The sequence below is a fragment of the Marinobacter sp. ANT_B65 genome (assembly GCF_002407605.1).
GTDB lineage: Bacteria > Pseudomonadota > Gammaproteobacteria > Pseudomonadales > Oleiphilaceae > Marinobacter.
Map to the genome: position 1 here is coordinate 287,600 of NZ_NXGV01000003.1, position 17,144 is coordinate 304,743.

Annotated in this window: 14 protein-coding genes; 10 read left to right on the top strand and 4 right to left on the bottom strand. The window is 54.9% G+C overall.

Annotation, left to right across the window (positions count from 1 at the left end):
• Positions 1-10: 10 nt before the first annotated feature.
• The 4 genes from CPA50_RS14400 to CPA50_RS14415 all read right to left on the bottom strand — a co-directional run bounded on the left by CPA50_RS14400 (position 11) and on the right by CPA50_RS14415 (position 4,437).
• A complete protein-coding gene (locus CPA50_RS14400) occupies positions 11-1,162 on the bottom strand; it encodes an acyl-CoA dehydrogenase family protein (RefSeq protein WP_096783230.1) in 1,152 nt (383 codons plus the stop codon).
• Positions 1,163-1,187: 25 nt separating this feature from the next.
• Complete coding sequence (locus CPA50_RS14405) at positions 1,188-1,949, bottom strand: SDR family NAD(P)-dependent oxidoreductase (RefSeq protein WP_096783231.1); 762 nt, start codon at positions 1,947-1,949, stop codon at positions 1,188-1,190.
• A 107-nt stretch (positions 1,950-2,056) separates the two neighbouring features.
• Positions 2,057-3,244: a beta-ketothiolase BktB gene (gene bktB / locus CPA50_RS14410; protein ID WP_096783232.1), complete on the bottom strand. Its 1,188-nt coding sequence runs from the start codon at positions 3,242-3,244 to the stop codon at positions 2,057-2,059.
• A 50-nt stretch (positions 3,245-3,294) separates the two neighbouring features.
• On the bottom strand, positions 3,295-4,437 hold the full coding sequence (locus CPA50_RS14415) for an acyl-CoA dehydrogenase family protein (RefSeq protein ID WP_096783233.1): 1,143 nt from the start codon (positions 4,435-4,437) through the stop codon (positions 3,295-3,297).
• 123 nt (positions 4,438-4,560) lie between these two features.
• Here CPA50_RS14415 and CPA50_RS14420 point away from each other — a divergent pair, with 123 nt between their 5' ends.
• From CPA50_RS14420 to CPA50_RS14465, 10 genes are all read left to right on the top strand, one after another.
• Positions 4,561-5,574 (top strand): AraC family transcriptional regulator, encoded by a 1,014-nt coding sequence (locus CPA50_RS14420; protein ID WP_096783536.1) that lies wholly within the window; start codon positions 4,561-4,563, stop codon positions 5,572-5,574.
• Between the two features lie 130 nt (positions 5,575-5,704).
• Positions 5,705-7,279 carry a fatty acyl-CoA synthetase gene (locus CPA50_RS14425; protein ID WP_096783234.1) on the top strand — a complete coding sequence of 525 codons (1,575 nt, stop codon included), beginning with the start codon at positions 5,705-5,707 and terminating at the stop codon, positions 7,277-7,279.
• Positions 7,280-7,517: 238 nt separating this feature from the next.
• Positions 7,518-7,958, top strand: a complete 441-nt coding sequence (locus CPA50_RS14430; protein ID WP_096783235.1) for a MerR family transcriptional regulator — start codon at positions 7,518-7,520, stop codon at positions 7,956-7,958.
• A 75-nt stretch (positions 7,959-8,033) separates the two neighbouring features.
• Entirely contained in the window at positions 8,034-9,200 is a 1,167-nt protein-coding gene (locus tag CPA50_RS14435; protein WP_096783236.1) for an isovaleryl-CoA dehydrogenase, read from the top strand.
• Between the two features lie 177 nt (positions 9,201-9,377).
• A complete protein-coding gene (locus CPA50_RS14440; protein ID WP_096783237.1) occupies positions 9,378-10,985 on the top strand; it encodes a carboxyl transferase domain-containing protein in 1,608 nt (535 codons plus the stop codon).
• A 42-nt stretch (positions 10,986-11,027) separates the two neighbouring features.
• On the top strand, positions 11,028-11,834 hold the full coding sequence (locus CPA50_RS14445; RefSeq protein WP_096783537.1) for an enoyl-CoA hydratase-related protein: 807 nt from the start codon (positions 11,028-11,030) through the stop codon (positions 11,832-11,834).
• A 1-nt stretch (position 11,835) separates the two neighbouring features.
• The gene (locus tag CPA50_RS14450) at positions 11,836-13,839 is read left to right on the top strand and encodes an acetyl/propionyl/methylcrotonyl-CoA carboxylase subunit alpha (protein WP_096783238.1); all 2,004 of its coding nucleotides are present in this window, start codon (positions 11,836-11,838) and stop codon (positions 13,837-13,839) included.
• The gene (locus CPA50_RS14455; RefSeq protein WP_096783239.1) at positions 13,839-14,738 is read left to right on the top strand and encodes a hydroxymethylglutaryl-CoA lyase; all 900 of its coding nucleotides are present in this window, start codon (positions 13,839-13,841) and stop codon (positions 14,736-14,738) included. The genes CPA50_RS14450 and CPA50_RS14455 overlap by 1 nt, the downstream gene beginning before the upstream one ends.
• Before the next feature lie 9 nt (positions 14,739-14,747).
• Positions 14,748-15,326: a peroxidase-related enzyme gene (locus CPA50_RS14460; protein WP_096783240.1), complete on the top strand. Its 579-nt coding sequence runs from the start codon at positions 14,748-14,750 to the stop codon at positions 15,324-15,326.
• Between the two features lie 51 nt (positions 15,327-15,377).
• Complete coding sequence (locus tag CPA50_RS14465) at positions 15,378-17,063, top strand: AMP-binding protein (RefSeq protein WP_096783241.1); 1,686 nt, start codon at positions 15,378-15,380, stop codon at positions 17,061-17,063.
• The last annotated feature ends 81 nt before the right edge of the window (positions 17,064-17,144 follow it).

Sequence of the window (17,144 nt, forward strand, 5' to 3'; positions counted from 1 at the left end):
CTCAATAATGTCAGACTCTACCCAGAACAGAGCGGGCAATAATTTCTTTCATGACCTCGGACGTACCGCCATAAATACGCTGAACCCGGGCGTCCGTAAATGCACGGGAAATGGGGTACTCTGTGGTGTAGCCATAACCACCAAACAGCTGCAGGCAGCCATCTGCCACACGGCACTGCATTTCGGTCGCGCTGTACTTGGCCATCGACGCCGTCGGCGCGTCCAGCTCACCAGCTTCATACTGGCTGATGCACTGACTGACAAAAGCCTTGTTAACCTGGTAGTCGGTTTCCATGCGGGCAATTTCAAACCGGGTGTTCTGGATCTGGGCCAGTTTCTGGCCAAACAGAACCCGTTCCTGGCTGTAAGCTATGGTGAGATCCAGTGCCCCTCTGGCTGCAGCAACACCCAAGGCACCAATAACCAGGCGCTCACGTGGCAACTCCTGCATAAGGTAGGCAAAACCTTTGCCTTCTTCACCCACAAGTGCCGATGCAGGTACACGCATATCCGAAAAGAACAGCTCAGAAGTATCACCACTGTGCTGACCTATCTTGTCCAGATTCCGCCCCTTGCTGTAGCCCGGCAGGCTGGTATCCACCAGAAACAGGCTGATACCTTTGGCTCCGGCCGAAGGATCAGTCTTGGCTGCAACAATCACCATATCGGCATGCTGGCCGTTAGTGATGAAGGTTTTTGAACCGTTCAGGATATAGTCGTCACCATCCAGTACTGCGCTCGTGCGCATTGCCTGCAAATCGCTACCGGCACCCGGCTCCGTCATTGCAATGGCACCAACCACCTCGCCAGATACCATCTTTGGAAGCCATTGCTGCTTCTGGGCTTCATTACCCAGATGGCTGATGTAGGGAGCCACAATGTCTGAATGCACCATTACATTGGTTGAGAGCGCACCGAACCCCATGCGAGCCAGTTCCTCTCCAACAACCACAGAGTATTGGAAGGGTGCGCCACACCCACCGCAATCCTCCGGTATGTCCACACACAACATTCCGGCATCACCGAGTGTGTTCCAGAGCTCACGAGGCACAAGACCGGACTTCTCCCAGGCTTCGTAATGCGGTGCAACTTCCGTTTCCAGAGCCTTGATAACAGACTCCCGGAACAGCGAAAGTTCTTCCTGATCTATAGTGGTGGTCATTGCGCTCTCCTGCATGTAACCGGGTTCATTTAGGCGCCATGCGCAGGGCGCTGTCCAGCCGGATAGTTTCTCCGTTCAGAACAGGGTTACGCACCATCTGATCCACCATCATGCCAAACTCTTCTGGCTTGCCCAGGCGTTTGGGGAATGGCAGCGTGGCGGCGAGGCTATCCTGCACTTCCTGCGGCATGCCAGACATCATAGGTGTCATGAACAGGCCTGGTGCAATGGTGTTTACCCGAATACCTTCACGAGCCAGTTCCCGGGCTGACTGTATGGTAAGAGCAACCACACCACCCTTGGACGCGCTGTATGCCGCTTGCCCGATCTGCCCTTCGTACGCGGCTACCGAGGCGGTGTTGATAACAACCCCACGTTCGCCGTCGGCATTGGGTTCACGTTGCGCCATCTCGGCAGCTGCAAGCCTGAGAATGTTGAAGGTCCCGATCAGGTTTACCTGAATTACCTTGCTAAAGCTCTCCAGCGGCATAACACCATCACGGCCGAGAATTTTGGCTGCAGGGCCAATACCCGCGCAACTGACCGCAATACCACAAAGGCCATGGACCTTACTGGCCGCTGCCAGCGCAGCTTCTGCACTTTCAGCCGAGCTCACATCACAGTGTACGAAGATGCCGCCAATATCCGCAGCAACCTTCTCGCCCTGCTCCTTTTGCAGATCAAGGATGGCAACCTTGCAGCCAGCTGCAGCCAGTGCCCGAGCGGCGCCTTCGCCAAGCCCGGATGCACCACCCGTCACAATGGCCGGTACGTTTTTGAATTCCATCGTATTCCCCTCACATCATCTGAATCGGCTGAACTGGAAATAAATCACTCTTTACGTTAACGTAAACTTTACCCAATTCAGCCTCAAAAAGAAATCAGTCTGTCAGATCAGCTGATGCGCTCAACAATCAACGCAATCCCCTGACCACCACCAATACACATAGTGACCAGACCGTAGCGCCCAGACGTGCGCTCAAGCTCCGCCAGAGTTTTGATGATGAGAATGGAGCCGGTAGCACCCACCGGGTGGCCCATCGCAACCGCACCGCCGTTCGGGTTTACCTTGTCTGCAGGCAGGCCCAGCTCTTTACTGACCGCCAATGCCTGGGCAGCAAACGCCTCATTGGATTCGATCACATCCAGATCTGCCACACTGAGACCGGTGTTCTCCAGCACCTTGCGGACTGCCGGGATCGGACCCAGCCCCATTACACCGGGATCCACACCCGCAAAGGCATACCCGACAATACGTCCACGGGCTTTAAGGCCCCGCTTTTCAGCTTCTGCCGCGCTGGTAAGAACCATGGCAGCAGCACCGTCGTTAATACCGGAAGCGTTGCCCGGCGTGACAATGCCATCTTTGGTAAAGGCTGGTTTCAGGCCGGCAAGGCTTTCAGTTGTAGTACCGGCACGCACGTGCTCATCCTGCTCGAAGACGAACTCCTTGCGCCCCTGCTTGACCGTTACAGGCACAATCTGCTCTTTAAAGTAACCACTCTCAATTGCGTGAGCGGCGCGGCGGTGACTTTCTGCCGAGAACGCATCAAGCTCTTCACGGGTGAGACCGTACTTTTCGGCAATGCGCTCAGCAGTCATACCCATATGGCCGCTTCCGAAGGGATCGCTAAGCGTACCCATCGTCATATCGACGGCTTTACCGTCACCCATTCGCAGGCCTTTGCGTATATTAGGCAATACGTAGGCACCCTGGCTCATGCTCTCGGCACCGCCGGCAAGCGCAATCTGGCTGTCACCCATAAGGATCATTTGCGCAGCACAGATAACCGACTGCACCCCGGAACCGCAGAGGCGATTCACGTTAAACGCAGCAGAACTTTTCTGCAGACCGGCATTGAGCCCGATGTGACGCGCTACGTATGCATCAGCTGGTCCAGTCGGAATAATGTGACCAAACACCGAATGGTCGATGTCCTCTGCGGGTACGCCTGAACGACTGATGGCTTCCTTCGCCGCAAAAGTTCCCAGCTCAGCCGGGCCCAGCGAACTCAGGCTGCCACCAAAGCCGCCAATGGCAGTACGGGCACCGTCAAGAATGACAACATCGGTCAGTTTCATCATTTTTTCCTTGTAAGGTTGGATCACAACAAATCCGAATAACGGATAATCTATTTGCCCAGCATAGAGCGGGCAATGACTTCTTTCATAATTTCAGACGTCCCGGCATATATTGTCTGTACCCGGGCATCCACAAAAAATCGTGACACAGGGTACTCCAGCGTATAGCCGTAGCCCCCGAACAGCTGCAGACACTCATTCGCTATATCGCACTGCATTTCAGTGAGCATCAGCTTCAGAATGGCAGCCTCTGTCGGCCCCATTTCGCCTTTTAGATATTTGGCAATGCATTGATTCAGATAAGCTTTAGCCATTTCCAGCCGCGCCCGTGCTTCAGCAAGCTTGAAACGGGTATTCTGGAAATCAGCAATTCTCTGGCCAAAGGCCTGGCGTTGCTGCACATAATCGAGAGTAATCGCCAGCACACCTTCAGTGGCCCCGACGGCTTGTGCGCCGACGCCCAGCCTTTCTCTTGGCAACTCTTGCATGAGATAGGCGAACCCGCGCCCTTCTTCACCCAGCAGCGCGTCATGTGGAACTACAAGGTCCGAGAAAAACAGTTCTGCGGTATCACTGGCGTGCTGACCAATTTTGCGAATACCCTTGCCCCGGGAAAATCCGGGCAGTCTGGCATCCACCAGGAACAAGGATACGCCCCTGGCGCCGGCCCCGGGGTCAGTTTTCGCACACACAATCACCAGTTCTGCCTGCAAGCCATTGGTAATAAAAACTTTTGCGCCGTTGATCACATAGCCATCACTGGTGCGCTGAGCCGTAGTGCGCATTGCAGCCAGATCGCTGCCGGCACCTGGTTCCGTCATTGCAATAGCGCTGAGTATATTGCCGCTGATCATATCCGGGAGATACCGCTGCTTCTGGCCTTCAGAGCCGAGGTGCAGAATATAGGGCATCACAATATTGGCGTGGATGTTGTAACCGGAGGCCAGACCACCAAAACCCTTTCGGGCCATCTCCTCAATTGCCAGTTGTGAGATTTCAAAGCTCGCGGCTGCACCACCGTATTCTTCCGGCATATCAATACCGAGCATCCCTGCCTGCCCCAAGGTATGCCAAAGCGTGCGCGGGATCGCAGCTTCTTCCTCCCACTGTTCATAAAAGGGCGCGATCTCCGTATCAAGAACGCGGTTGATCATGGAGTGAAAGAGCTCAGTATCTTCTTGGTGTCCGGACATGCACAACTCCGCTTTTTGTCTGATTAGTCAGGCAGCCGCCTATTTAAAGGGTTATCCTGTTCACCGAGAATGGCCGTACAGGCCGAAAAAATTGACATATTACGCACCGGAACCACGGTAGACATGTCCAACGCGCAGCCCAAAGCCCACATTGCCAACCACTACCTCCAGGCCGCGATTCGCGGCGCCGAGCGACAGGGCTTTCACCACGAGACATTGCTGGAAAGCGCCGGAGTCCCGGCAGAATGGCTGAACAAGCCTGAGCAAATGATTTCAGAAGAGCAGTTCACCCGTCTTATAAAAAGCGTATGGAGGGTAACCCGCGACGAATTCATGGGGCTATCCACCAGACGCTGTAAAAACGGTACCTTTGCACTGATGACTGACTACTGCCTGGGCTCTGCGTCGCTCGGTGCAGTGCTGCGAAAAAGCGCCCGTTTCTTTGACATAGCCTGTGACAATGTCGATATAGGCCTTGAAGAAAGCGAGGGCAACAAAGTGGTCTTCTTTCGCCTGAACCTTAAAGACGCCAGCCAGGATACGGACCACCTGCTACAGGAGTTCCTGCTGCTTATGTGGCAAAGATTTTCCTGCTGGCTGGTGGACCAGCAGATTCCTTTTGCAACTACACAATTCAGTTATTCGCCCCCTCCTCATGCTGCTGAATACAGGGCCATGTACCCATCCGAATTACAGTTTGACAGCCCTGTCTGCGGTTTTTATCTGCATGAAAAGTATCTGCAGCTACCCCTGACCCGGAGCGAAGCTGAACTGGCTGCATTCCTCAGGGAAGCCCCCGCAAATATTCTCCACCGCCCGGATCATGACGACAGTCTGCGGAACCGGGTTCGTGCCCTGCTGGCCCGGCAAAGTCTCAGAGACATGCCAAGCCTGGATGAACTTGCGCAACTCCTGCACATGACGCCCCGAAGTATCGGGCGCAAGCTTCAGGAAGAAGGAACGTCTCTGCGCAATATCAAAACATCATTGCGACGGGAGTACGCGATAAAACTCATGAGCACTGAGAATCTCAGCGTTGCAGACGTCAGTGAACGCGTTGGCTTTTCAGAAACCGCCTCGTTTTGCAGGGCTTTCAAGCGCTGGACCGGAACTCCCCCCTCCCAGTGGCACGGATAAACCCACGGTTAAAACACCTCGCTGGCAGATTGAGTCAAATTTTTCGACCTGAGCGATCATTCCCGCAGGGTCCGTTCCTCTGAGTTAATGCCCGCACGCATTAAATAACAACACTAAAAGAGGTAACTGCATGAACAATTCCCGTACATCCGCTTCCTCCTCCGTATCGGCGGATATCCAACGGGCTTTGCGCAATACCATTGGCGATGCCATTGCCCGCTCCGCGAGCGCCCACGGCAACCGTACGGCGCTGGCTTTCGACGATCGCATCTGGACCTTCTCAGAAATTCACGCAGCTTCTAACCGGCTGGCCCACCGACTGATCGGGCTGGGGCTTGAAAAAGGCGACCGCGTTGGTGCCTATGGCAAAAACTCCGACGCTTACGTTCTGCTCTGGCTCGCCTGTACAAAGGCCGGGCTGATTCATGTGCCACTTAACTACGCCCTGATTGGCCATGAGCTCACCTATGCACTCAATCAGTCTGGCTGCAAAGCTCTGTTTTCCGACCTGGAACTGCACCCTCAGGTCGATGCAGTCCGGGATACAACGGAGGTTGCCATCTACGGCAGCATTCATGGCGGGAGCGAACCCGACGCACTCCAGTTCGCGCTTGAGCCCGGAAACGATACAGCACCGGAACTGGAGCTATCCGATACGGACGTGGTGCAGATTCTCTATACCTCCGGCACCACCTCGGACCCCAAAGGCGCCATGCATACCCACCGTTCACTGATGACACATTATGGCGCCTGCCAGTATCACCTGAATATCCGGGCCAGCGACCGGTCCCTGGCAGCCCTGCCCCTGTATCACTCAGCCCAGATGCATGTATTCACCATGCCGATGCTGCTGAGTGGCGGTTACAGCCGGATGATCAACACACCGACACCCGATGCAATCCTCGGGCTACTCGCCAGCGAACAACTCAATACATTTTTCGCTCCACCCACTGTATGGATTGCACTGCTGAATCACCCGCAATTCAGCCCGGCAAAACTGCAACACATGGACAAGCTCTACTACGGCGCATCCATCATGCCCGTTCAGGTAGTGAAAGAGCTTGGCGAGAAACTACCCTGCGCGGGCCTCTACAACTGTTACGGCCAAAGCGAAATCGCACCACTGGCAACTGTCCTCCTCCCGGAAGAACACGCTGACAGGCCTTCCTCTGCCGGTCGCCCCATGCAAACGGTGATGACCCGCATTGTCGACCCGGTGAGCGGCAAAGACTGCAAACCCGGAGAACAAGGAGAACTGGTGCACCGCTCACCGCAGTTGATGGTAGGTTACTGGGCCAAGCCAGAAGCCACAGATGAAGCATTCAGAGACGGCTGGTTCCGTTCCGGCGACCTGGGCTACCAGGACGAAGAAGGCTACATTTACATTGTCGACCGCATTAAAGATGTTGTGAACACCGGCGGCGTGCTGGTTGCCAGTCGCGATGTAGAAGAAGCCCTTTACCAGCATGAATCCGTTGCGGAGGTTGCAGTTATCGGTGTGCCCGATGAAAAGTGGATTGAGGCCATTTGTGCTGTGGTGGTTTTAAAAGATGGCTACCCGGATAACCCCGAAGCCCTGATGAGCCATGCACGCTCCAGACTGGCCAGCTTCAAAGTGCCAAAACATATCCACTTTGTAGCCGAACTGCCTAAAAACACTGCGGGCAAACTGTTAAAACGAAAACTCAGGGAAAACCTTTCCTGAAACCTGTGAGTAACTGACTCAACCCCGCAGTCTCCGGGGCTGAGTCAGTCCCGGAAAAACCACCACCACCCATCTGAACGCCCTGCCCAACCGCTTAACACTCTCTGATACAATTCGTCGCAACCAGCCAGACACACTGACTTATTTCTTTTATGAGCCAGAAACCAATAATTTCACCCTCAAAACCGCTTTACGTTTACGTAAACTTCATCTAACCTTACTCAAAAAGGATATCGCCATGCTCGAAAAGAGAACGTTCAGTATCAGCGAGCTCTCCAATGAGTTCGATGTCACAACCCGCAGCATCCGCTTCTATGAGGATCAGGGTCTGTTAAAGCCCGCTCGACGCGGGCAGACGCGAATCTTCAGCACCAAAGACAAGGTGCGCCTGAAGTTGATCCTCCGGGGTAAGCGCATGGGCTTCTCGCTGGCTGAGACCAAAGAACTTTTCGACCTCTGGGATGAAACAGCAACCGGGAACGAAAAACAGTTGTTAAAGATGCTGACCATACTGAGTAACAAACGCGCTCATATGGAACAGCAGAAAAGCGACATAGCTATGGCGGAGATGGAAATCGACACGGCAGAATCCAGGTGTCGGGAAGCTCTCTCTGAACTGCAGAAAAAGAAAAAACAACAGGCCCCGGCCAACGATGAATCCAAAAGTATTGCTGAATAGAACTGACGGCAACTAACGCCCGGCCCGGCAAGCCATTTTAAAACACGTATCTGGCAGAACAAAAGGCAACCAAACATGAAATCACAATACTCAGAACTCAACTTCGGCCTTGGCGAAACCCTCGACATGCTGCGCGAGCAGGTTAACGGTTTTGCTGCCACCGAGATCGCACCTCGTGCTGAAGAAATCGACCGTAACAATGAATTCCCCATGGACTTGTGGAAAAAGTTCGGCGATATGGGCCTTCTGGGTATTACTGTGGATGAAGCCTATGGCGGCTCTGGCATGGGTTACCTTGGCCACGTAATTGCCGTAGAGGAAATTAGCCGCGCATCAGCCTCGGTAGGCCTGTCGTACGGTGCTCACTCCAATCTTTGTGTAAACCAGATTCACCGCAACGGTACTGAGGAACAGAAGCAGAAATACCTGCCCAAACTCGTCAGTGGCGAGCACATCGGGGCCCTGGCCATGTCCGAGCCCAATGCCGGCTCCGACGTTGTCTCCATGAAACTGAGCGCCAGAGACGCCGGCGACCACTATGTCCTGAACGGCAACAAAATGTGGATCACCAACGGCCCGGACGCCAACGTCTACGTTATCTACGCCAAAACCGACGTGAAAGCCGGTTCTAAAGGCATCACTGCATTCATCGTAGAGCGCGATTACGAAGGTTTCAGCAGGCATCAGAAACTCGACAAACTCGGCATGCGCGGCTCCAACACCTGCGAACTGGTGTTCCAGGACTGCAAGGTACCCAAGGAAAACGTTCTCGGGCAAGTCGGTGGCGGCGCACGTGTACTGATGAGCGGCCTCGACTACGAACGCCTCGTACTCTCCGGCGGCCCGCTGGGCATCATGCAAGCAGCCATGGACGTTGTGGTTCCCTACATACGCGAGCGCCAGCAGTTTGGCAAAGCCATAGGTGAGTTCGAACTGGTGCAGGGCAAAATCGCCGACATGTATACCTGGATGAACACCGCCAAATCCTACGTTTACATGGTAGCCATGTCAGCAGACCGCGGCGAAACCACTCGCAAGGACTCCGCCGGCGCGATCCTCTACTCCGCCGAAATGGCCACCAAACTGGCCCTGGACGCCATTCAGTTGCTGGGCGGCAATGGTTACATCAACGATTACCCCACTGGCCGTCTGCTGCGTGATGCCAAGTTGTACGAAATCGGTGCGGGCACCTCCGAAATCCGGCGCATGCTGATCGGCCGGGAACTGTTCCTGAACAAATAATGGGTACTCGGCAGTTAAAAGCGCGGGTAAACGTACCAAGTACAACAAGGGGGTGAGGCTCTGGCTGTCCGGGAATGTCGGAGGCCAGGGACGGCCGGAGACAAGTGCACAGGGATGTGCTCGTAGCGGTTCCCGGACAGCCAGAGCCTCACCCCCGATGCACGGACCAGAATCCCTATGACGATACTCCAGAGCAAAATAAACCCAAGGTCTGAAGAGTTTCAGGCCAATCAGGCCTCCATGGAAGAAGCCGTCGCAGACCTGCGGGATAAGGTATCCACCATCCAGCAAGGTGGCGGCCCCTCATACCAGGAGCGCCACATCGCCCGGGGAAAACTCCTGCCGAGAGAGCGTATAAACCGCCTCCTTGATGACGGCTCACCGTTCCTTGAAATAGGCCAGTTTGCCGCCTACAACGTCTACAATGAAGAAGTCCCTGCAGCAGGTGTCATCGCCGGCGTAGGCCGCGTGTCCGGCACCGAATGCATGATCATTGCCAACGACGCCACAGTAAAAGGGGGCAGCTACTACCCGCTGACGGTAAAAAAACACCTTCGCGCCCAGGAAATCGCTCTGGAAAACCGCCTGCCCTGTATCTACCTCGTAGACTCCGGCGGCGCCAACCTGCCACTGCAGGATGAAGTTTTCCCGGACCGTGACCACTTCGGCCGCATTTTTTACAACCAGGCCCGCATGTCTGCCGATGATATTCCGCAGATCGCAGTAGTAATGGGCTTATGTACCGCCGGCGGCGCCTATGTGCCGGCCATGGCTGACGAATCCATCATCGTACGTAATCAGGGCACCATCTTCCTGGCTGGCCCGCCACTCGTAAAAGCTGCCACCGGTGAAGTTGTCACAGCAGAAGATCTGGGCGGTGCCGACGTACACTGTAAAGTCTCGGGCGTTGCCGATCACTACGCCGAAAACGATGCCCACGCCCTGGAAATTGCACGCCGCTGCATATCCAATCTCAACCGCCGTAAACCGGTCGATGTAGAAATTCGCAAGCCTAAAGCCCCGCTGTACGATCCTCGTGAAGTTTACGGCATCGTTGGCACAGATCTGCGCAAACAGTTCGACATACGCGACGTGATTGCCCGCACGGTGGATGGTTCCGAATTTGACGAGTTCAAACGTTACTACGGCCAGACCCTTGTCACCGGTTTCGCGCATATCCATGGCTACCCCGTAGGCATCATCGCGAACAACGGCATCCTGTTCAGTGAATCTGCCCAGAAAGGCGCGCACTTCATAGAACTGTGCTGCCAGCGCAATATCCCACTGCTGTTTCTGCAGAACATCACCGGCTTTATGGTAGGTCAGAAATACGAAGCCGAAGGCATCGCCAAACACGGCGCCAAAATGGTCATGGCTGTAGCCTGCGCCAACGTACCCAAGATCACCGTACTTATCGGTGGCAGCTACGGTGCTGGCAACTATGGCATGTGTGGCCGCGCTTACAGCCCGGACTTCCTGTGGATGTGGCCCAATGCCCGCATCTCTGTCATGGGGGGTGAGCAGGCAGCTGGCGTGTTGGCCCAGGTTCGCCGTGAAGGCATGGAACGCAAAGGTCAGGAATGGAGCGAGGAAGAAGAAGCCGCGTTCAAAAAGCCAATTACCGACACCTACGAACACCAGGGACACCCTTATTATGCCAGTGCCCGCCTGTGGGACGACGGGGTGATCGATCCGGCCCAGACCCGGGAAGTCGTTGCCCTCAGTCTCTCCGCTACCCTTAACCGACCGGCGAAGCCCACCCGCTTCGGCGTGTTCAGGATGTAACCGGAGAGAATGACGATGACAGACAGCAACGTAAAACCAGATATGACAAACCAGGATTCGGCCGTTCTGCTCAGACGCCGCGATGCCGGTGTGACCGAAATCGTGTTGAACCGGCCGGACAAACGCAACGCATTTGATGATGTAATTATCCAGCAGCTGATCACTGCTATCACGGAAACAGACGAAGATAGTGAAACGAAAGTGGTCATCCTGCGCTCCGAAGGCAAGCATTTCTCAGCGGGAGCAGATCTCGGCTGGATGCGACGCATGGCAGACAACAGCCAGCAGGAGAACCTGGAAGATTCCCGCCAGCTCGCCCGGTTGATGGAATGCCTGAACCACCTCAGCAAGCCGGTCATAGGCCTTGTTCAGGGCGCAGCCTACGGTGGTGCCGTGGGCCTGGCAGCCTGCTGCGATATTGTCATTGCAACAGAAAAGGCCAGTTTTTGCCTCAGTGAAGTAAAACTGGGTCTGATTCCTGCGGTGATAAGCCCTTACGTAGTACGAGCTATTGGAGAGCGGCAGGCCCGCCGTTTCTTTATTTCAGCGGAGGTGTTCACAGCCACGGATGCAGAGCGATTCGGCCTCGTGCATATCGTCTGTGCCGATGTTGAGTCCATGAACGCCCGCTGTAACGAAATGCTGCAGCAGCTTGCCCTGAATGGCCCGGAAGCCATGAAGGCAGCCAAAGACCTCGTATTTGCTGTCAGCCACAAACCTATAGACGGCACTGTGATTGATGACACTGCGCACCGCATCGCTGATATCCGCGTCGGCAAAGAAGGTCAGGAAGGGCTCAACGCCTTTCTGAACAAACGTCGCGCCAACTGGATTCCGGAGAGCAACTAACATGTTCAGCAAAATCCTCATTGCCAACCGGGGCGAAATCGCCTGCCGGATTATCCAGACCGCACACCGCATGGGTATTCGCTGCGTCGCAGTCTATTCGGATGCAGACGCAAATGCCCATCACGTAGCCATGGCAGACGAAGCCTTTCACATTGGCCCGGCTCCCAGCTCTGAAAGCTACCTGCGCGGTGACAAAATCATCGAAATCGCAAAGCAGAGTGGCGCTCAGGCAATCCATCCCGGTTATGGCTTTCTCTCTGAAAATACCGGGTTTGCAGAAGCCTGCGAAGCCAATAACCTGGTATTTATCGGGCCGCCCTCTTCTGCGATTGCCGCTATGGGCTCAAAATCGGCCGCCAAAGCCATCATGGAGAAAGCGGGCGTGCCTCTGGTGCCCGGATACCATGGCGACGACCAGTCCCCGGAAACCCTGCGCGAAGAAGCAGGAAAATGTGGTTTCCCTCTACTGCTGAAAGCAGTCGCCGGTGGCGGCGGCAAAGGCATGCGCGTTGTTGAAAACATCGGCGAGTTTGACGAAGCCCTCGCCGCAGCCAGGCGCGAAGCAAAGAACGCATTTGGCAATCCGGACATGTTGATTGAGCGCTACCTGACCCAGCCGCGTCACGTAGAGATCCAGGTTTTTTGTGACCAGAGCGGCAATGGTGTGTATCTGGCTGAACGCGACTGCTCGGTTCAGCGTCGTCACCAGAAAGTGCTGGAAGAAGCTCCGGCACCAGGCCTGAGCGACGAAACCCGAAAAGCCATGGGTGAAGCCGCTGTTAAAGCTGCCCAGGCCATAAACTATGTGGGCGCCGGCACCGTGGAGTTTCTCTACGATGTCGACGGTTCATTCTTCTTTATGGAAATGAATACCCGCCTGCAGGTAGAGCACCCGGTTACAGAAATGGTAACCGGACAGGATCTGGTGGAATGGCAGCTGAAAGTGGCCTGGGGCGATCCCCTGCCGCTGGAGCAGTCTCAGGTAAAAACCCGTGGACATGCACTGGAAGCCCGTATTTATGCGGAAGACCCGGATCAGGATTTCCTGCCGGCAACCGGCAATCTGCGCTACCTGAGTACGCCTGATGAAAGCGCCCACGTGCGCGTGGATACCGGCGTGATCGAAGGCGATGAAATCAGCATTCACTACGACCCAATGATTGCCAAACTGATCGTGTGGGACGAAACCCGTGACCAGGCCATCAACCGCATGGTTCAGGCTCTGGAGCATTACCGAATTGCTGGTGTCAAAACCAACATACGGTTCCTCCATGCACTGGCCGATGCCCAGCCGTTCCGGGAAGCCGACCTGACCACAGGCTTTATCGACAGCCACCGTGACTTGCTGTTCCCGAAATCGAAGCTGGACATCGATAAGGCACTGGTGCTGGCCGCTGGCTTCGTGTTGGAAGAACGCAAATCCACAGAATCCGTGAGTACCGATCCCTGGTCACCATTTGGCCGTCGCAACAGCTGGCGCCTGAATTCGGAATACGCTCAGCCTTTGCAATTGCAGGTGGGTGAAGACATCCACGAGCTGAAAATTCTCGAGCGGGATGACAACTATCAGGTATTCGTAGATGGCAGCATCTACTGCCTCACAGCAAAACTTGATGACGACTACATGCAGGCAGTGGTCAATGGTCACCGGATCAGCATTCACGGCAACCTCCACAATGATCAACTCGTACTCTTTTACGAGGGTGACACCTTCCAGTGCACAGTGTATCGGGAAAACTATGTTTCCGAAGACCTGGCGCCAGAGGGCGGGCTGACCGCACCTATGAACGGCACTATTGTGGCGGTACAGGCCAAACCAGGTGATGCAGTTGTCGCCGGTCAGTCGCTGGTGATCATGGAAGCCATGAAAATGGAGCACGCCATCAAAGCACCTGCAGACGGTGTTGTCACCGAGGTTTTCTTCTCGGAAGGCGAGCAGGTTTCCGAAGGCGCCGAACTGATTGCTATCGAGATTGCTGAAGCAAACGCCGGGGAGGCAGTCTGATGGCCTTTCCAGAACAGGTGCGGCTGGTTGAGATGAGCCCACGGGACGGACTGCAGAATGAAGCCGGCCCGGTGATTGCAACCAACATCAAAACCGGCTTGATTGACCGGCTGGCAGATTGCGGACTTACCCACATCGAATCTGCCAGCTTTGTGTCGCCCAAGTGGGTGCCACAAATGGGAGATGCGGCCGAGGTAATGGCAGGCATCCATCGCAAACCGGGTGTACGCTACTCAGTTCTTACGCCAAATCTCCGGGGCTTTGAAAGCGCCCTTGCAGCGGGCGTTGATGAAGTAGCAGTATTTGGCGCGGCATCCGAATCCTTTAGTCAGAAGAACATCAACTGCTCCATTGCTGAAAGCCTGGAACGCTTCCTGCCCGTAATGAAAGCCGCAAAGAAGCACAACATACCTGTGCGCGGCTATGTGTCCACAGTGCTCGGCTGCCCCTACGAGGGCGATATTGCACCCGAACAGGTGGCGAAAGTCGCAAAAGCTCTGGCCGATATGGGTTGCTATGAAATTTCTCTGGGGGACACCATCGGCACAGGCACCCCGCTGAAAGCCAGGCGCATGGTTGAAGCAGTGGCAAGCCATGTGCCCATTGAGCGCCTTGCCGCACATTTTCACGACACCTATGGCCAGGCACTGGCCAACCTCTATGCGGTACTGGAAGAAGGCATAGCGGTAATTGATGCTTCTGTTGCCGGTCTGGGCGGATGCCCCTATGCCAATGGCGCATCCGGCAACGTGGCAACCGAAGATGTTCTTTACATGCTCAACGGCCTGGACATCCGCACAGGTGTAGACCTGAACAAACTGGTCACCACCGGCAGATGGATCACCGGCCAACTCAATCGACAGAACGGCTCCAAAGTGGGCCAGGCTCTACAATTCTGAGGATGTGACATGACCAATAATAAAAATGTCGTCGCACTGGACCTTCCGATTCCAGACATGAAAGACCTCCCGGATGATGTCAGAAAGTACTTTGAAATCTGCATCGAAAAACTGGGAATGGTTCCTAATGTTCTCACAGCCTTCAGCCAGAACCTGAAGCAACTGGATGGTTTCACCCGCTTCTATAACGAGTTAATGATGGGCGAGAGTGAACTCAGCAAGCTGGAACGGGAAATGGTTGCTGTTGTCGTCTCATCAGAAAACAAATGCTTTTATTGCCTGGTGGCTCACGGAGCCGCTGTGCGCGTCCTGAGCGGCGACCCGGCGCTGGGCGAGCATCTGGTCATGAATTACCGGTCAGCCCGACTGGACAAGCGCCAGCGCGCAATGCTTGATTTCGCGTCCATCCTTACCCGTTCCCCTGCAACGGTTGCAGAAGCCGAAGTGCAGGCACTTCGGGATGCAGGGTTCAGCGACCGCGGCATCTGGGATCTTAGCAACGTGATCGGCTTCTACAATATGTCCAACCGCGTAGCTATTGCCAGTGACATGCGCCCTAACCCTGAATACCACAGCCAGAGTCGCTGACAGACTCAAAAAATCTCAGACCTCGAAGACAAAAACAACCGGAGGCAAACAATGAATCAGACTCTTCCAAGCTACACCAGCGGTACCTCCAAAACACCGTTGCTGGGCATGACCATCGGCGAAATGCTCGACCGCACAGCCGACAAGTATCCCGATAACGAAGCCCTGGTGTGTCTGCATCAGGACATCCGCTGGACCTACAAGGAATTCCTTGCCAAGGTCAATGAGGCAGCGCGAGCGTTTCTGGCCATCGGCGTCAAACGTGGCGACCGCGTGGGCATCTGGGCACCCAACCGGTATGAATGGACGGTTACCCAATTTGCCACGGCCAAGGTCGGGGCCATTCTCGTAAACATCAACCCGGCCTACGGCATGTATGAACTGGAATACGCCATGAACCTGGCCGGTATCAGCGTGCTGGTCACAGCCGACAGCTTTAAAGCGTCCAACTACCGCCAGACTCTCTACGATCTGGCGCCTGAGCTGAAAGTGGGTACCCCCGGAAAGATCAAGGCCCAACAGCTTTCTGATCTGCGCGCAGTGATCAATCTGGATACTGAAAAACACGCAGGTATGTGGAGCTGGGATGAATTCACCGGCTTTGCGGGTGACATCAGCCAGGACGAAGTAAACAAGGTACAGAGTCAACTGCAGTTTGATGACCCCATCAACATACAGTTCACCTCAGGCACAACCGGAAACCCCAAGGGTGCCACCCTCACCCACCACAACATTCTGAATAACGGATTCTTTGTGGGTGAAAGCCAGGTCCTGACAGAGAAAGATCGCCTGGTCATTCCCGTACCTCTGTACCACTGCTTCGGCATGGTGATGGGCAATCTGGGCTGCATTACCCACGGCTCCACAATGATCTACCCGGGAGAAGGCTTTGAACCGAAAGCCGTTCTGCAGGCAGTGCACCAGGAAAAGGCTACAGCACTCTATGGCGTCCCAACCATGTTCATCGCAGAGCTGGCTGAACCGGATTTCGAGTCCTATGATCTTTCAACCCTTCGCACCGGCATCATGGCCGGATCCATCTGCCCGGCGGAGGTGATGAAAAAGGTCAACGGTAATATGAACATGAAAGAGGTTCAGATTGCCTATGGCATGACTGAAACCAGCCCGGTATCCACTCAGACCAGTTCCCTCGACCCCTTCGAGAAGCAGGTCACCACCGTGGGCCGGACACAGCCACATCTGGAAACCAAAATTGTCGACCCGGGAACCGGAAACGTAATGCCCCGTGGCGAAATTGGTGAGTTGTGCACCCGCGGCTATAGCGTGATGCTGAAATACTGGAACAACGAAGAAAAGACCCGGGAAGCTATAGATGACGCCGGCTGGATGCACACAGGCGACCTGGCGACCATGGACGACGAAGGTTATGTTCAGATTGTCGGCCGCATCAAGGATATGGTGATCCGCGGCGGTGAAAACATCTACCCGAAAGAAATTGAGGAATTCCTCTACACCCACCCCTCTATCGAAGAAGTTCAGGTAACCGGTATTCCCGACGACAAGTTCGGTGAAGAACTGGTCGCCTGGGTAAAACTGCGCCCGGATGCTGACCAGGTAGATGCGGATGACCTCATGGCCTTCTGCAAAGGCAAGATTGCCCACTTCAAAATCCCCCGGAATTACAAATTCGTGGATGAATTCCCGATGACGGTGACCGGCAAGATTCAGAAGTTCAAGATGCGGGAAATTTCCATTGAGGAAATGGGACTGAAGTAGGCGTCAGAGCTGCCCCCCTGAGCGTTCGATTGCCCCGGGATACCGGGGCTTTTTTTTGCCTATTAAAATCTGATTGACTGA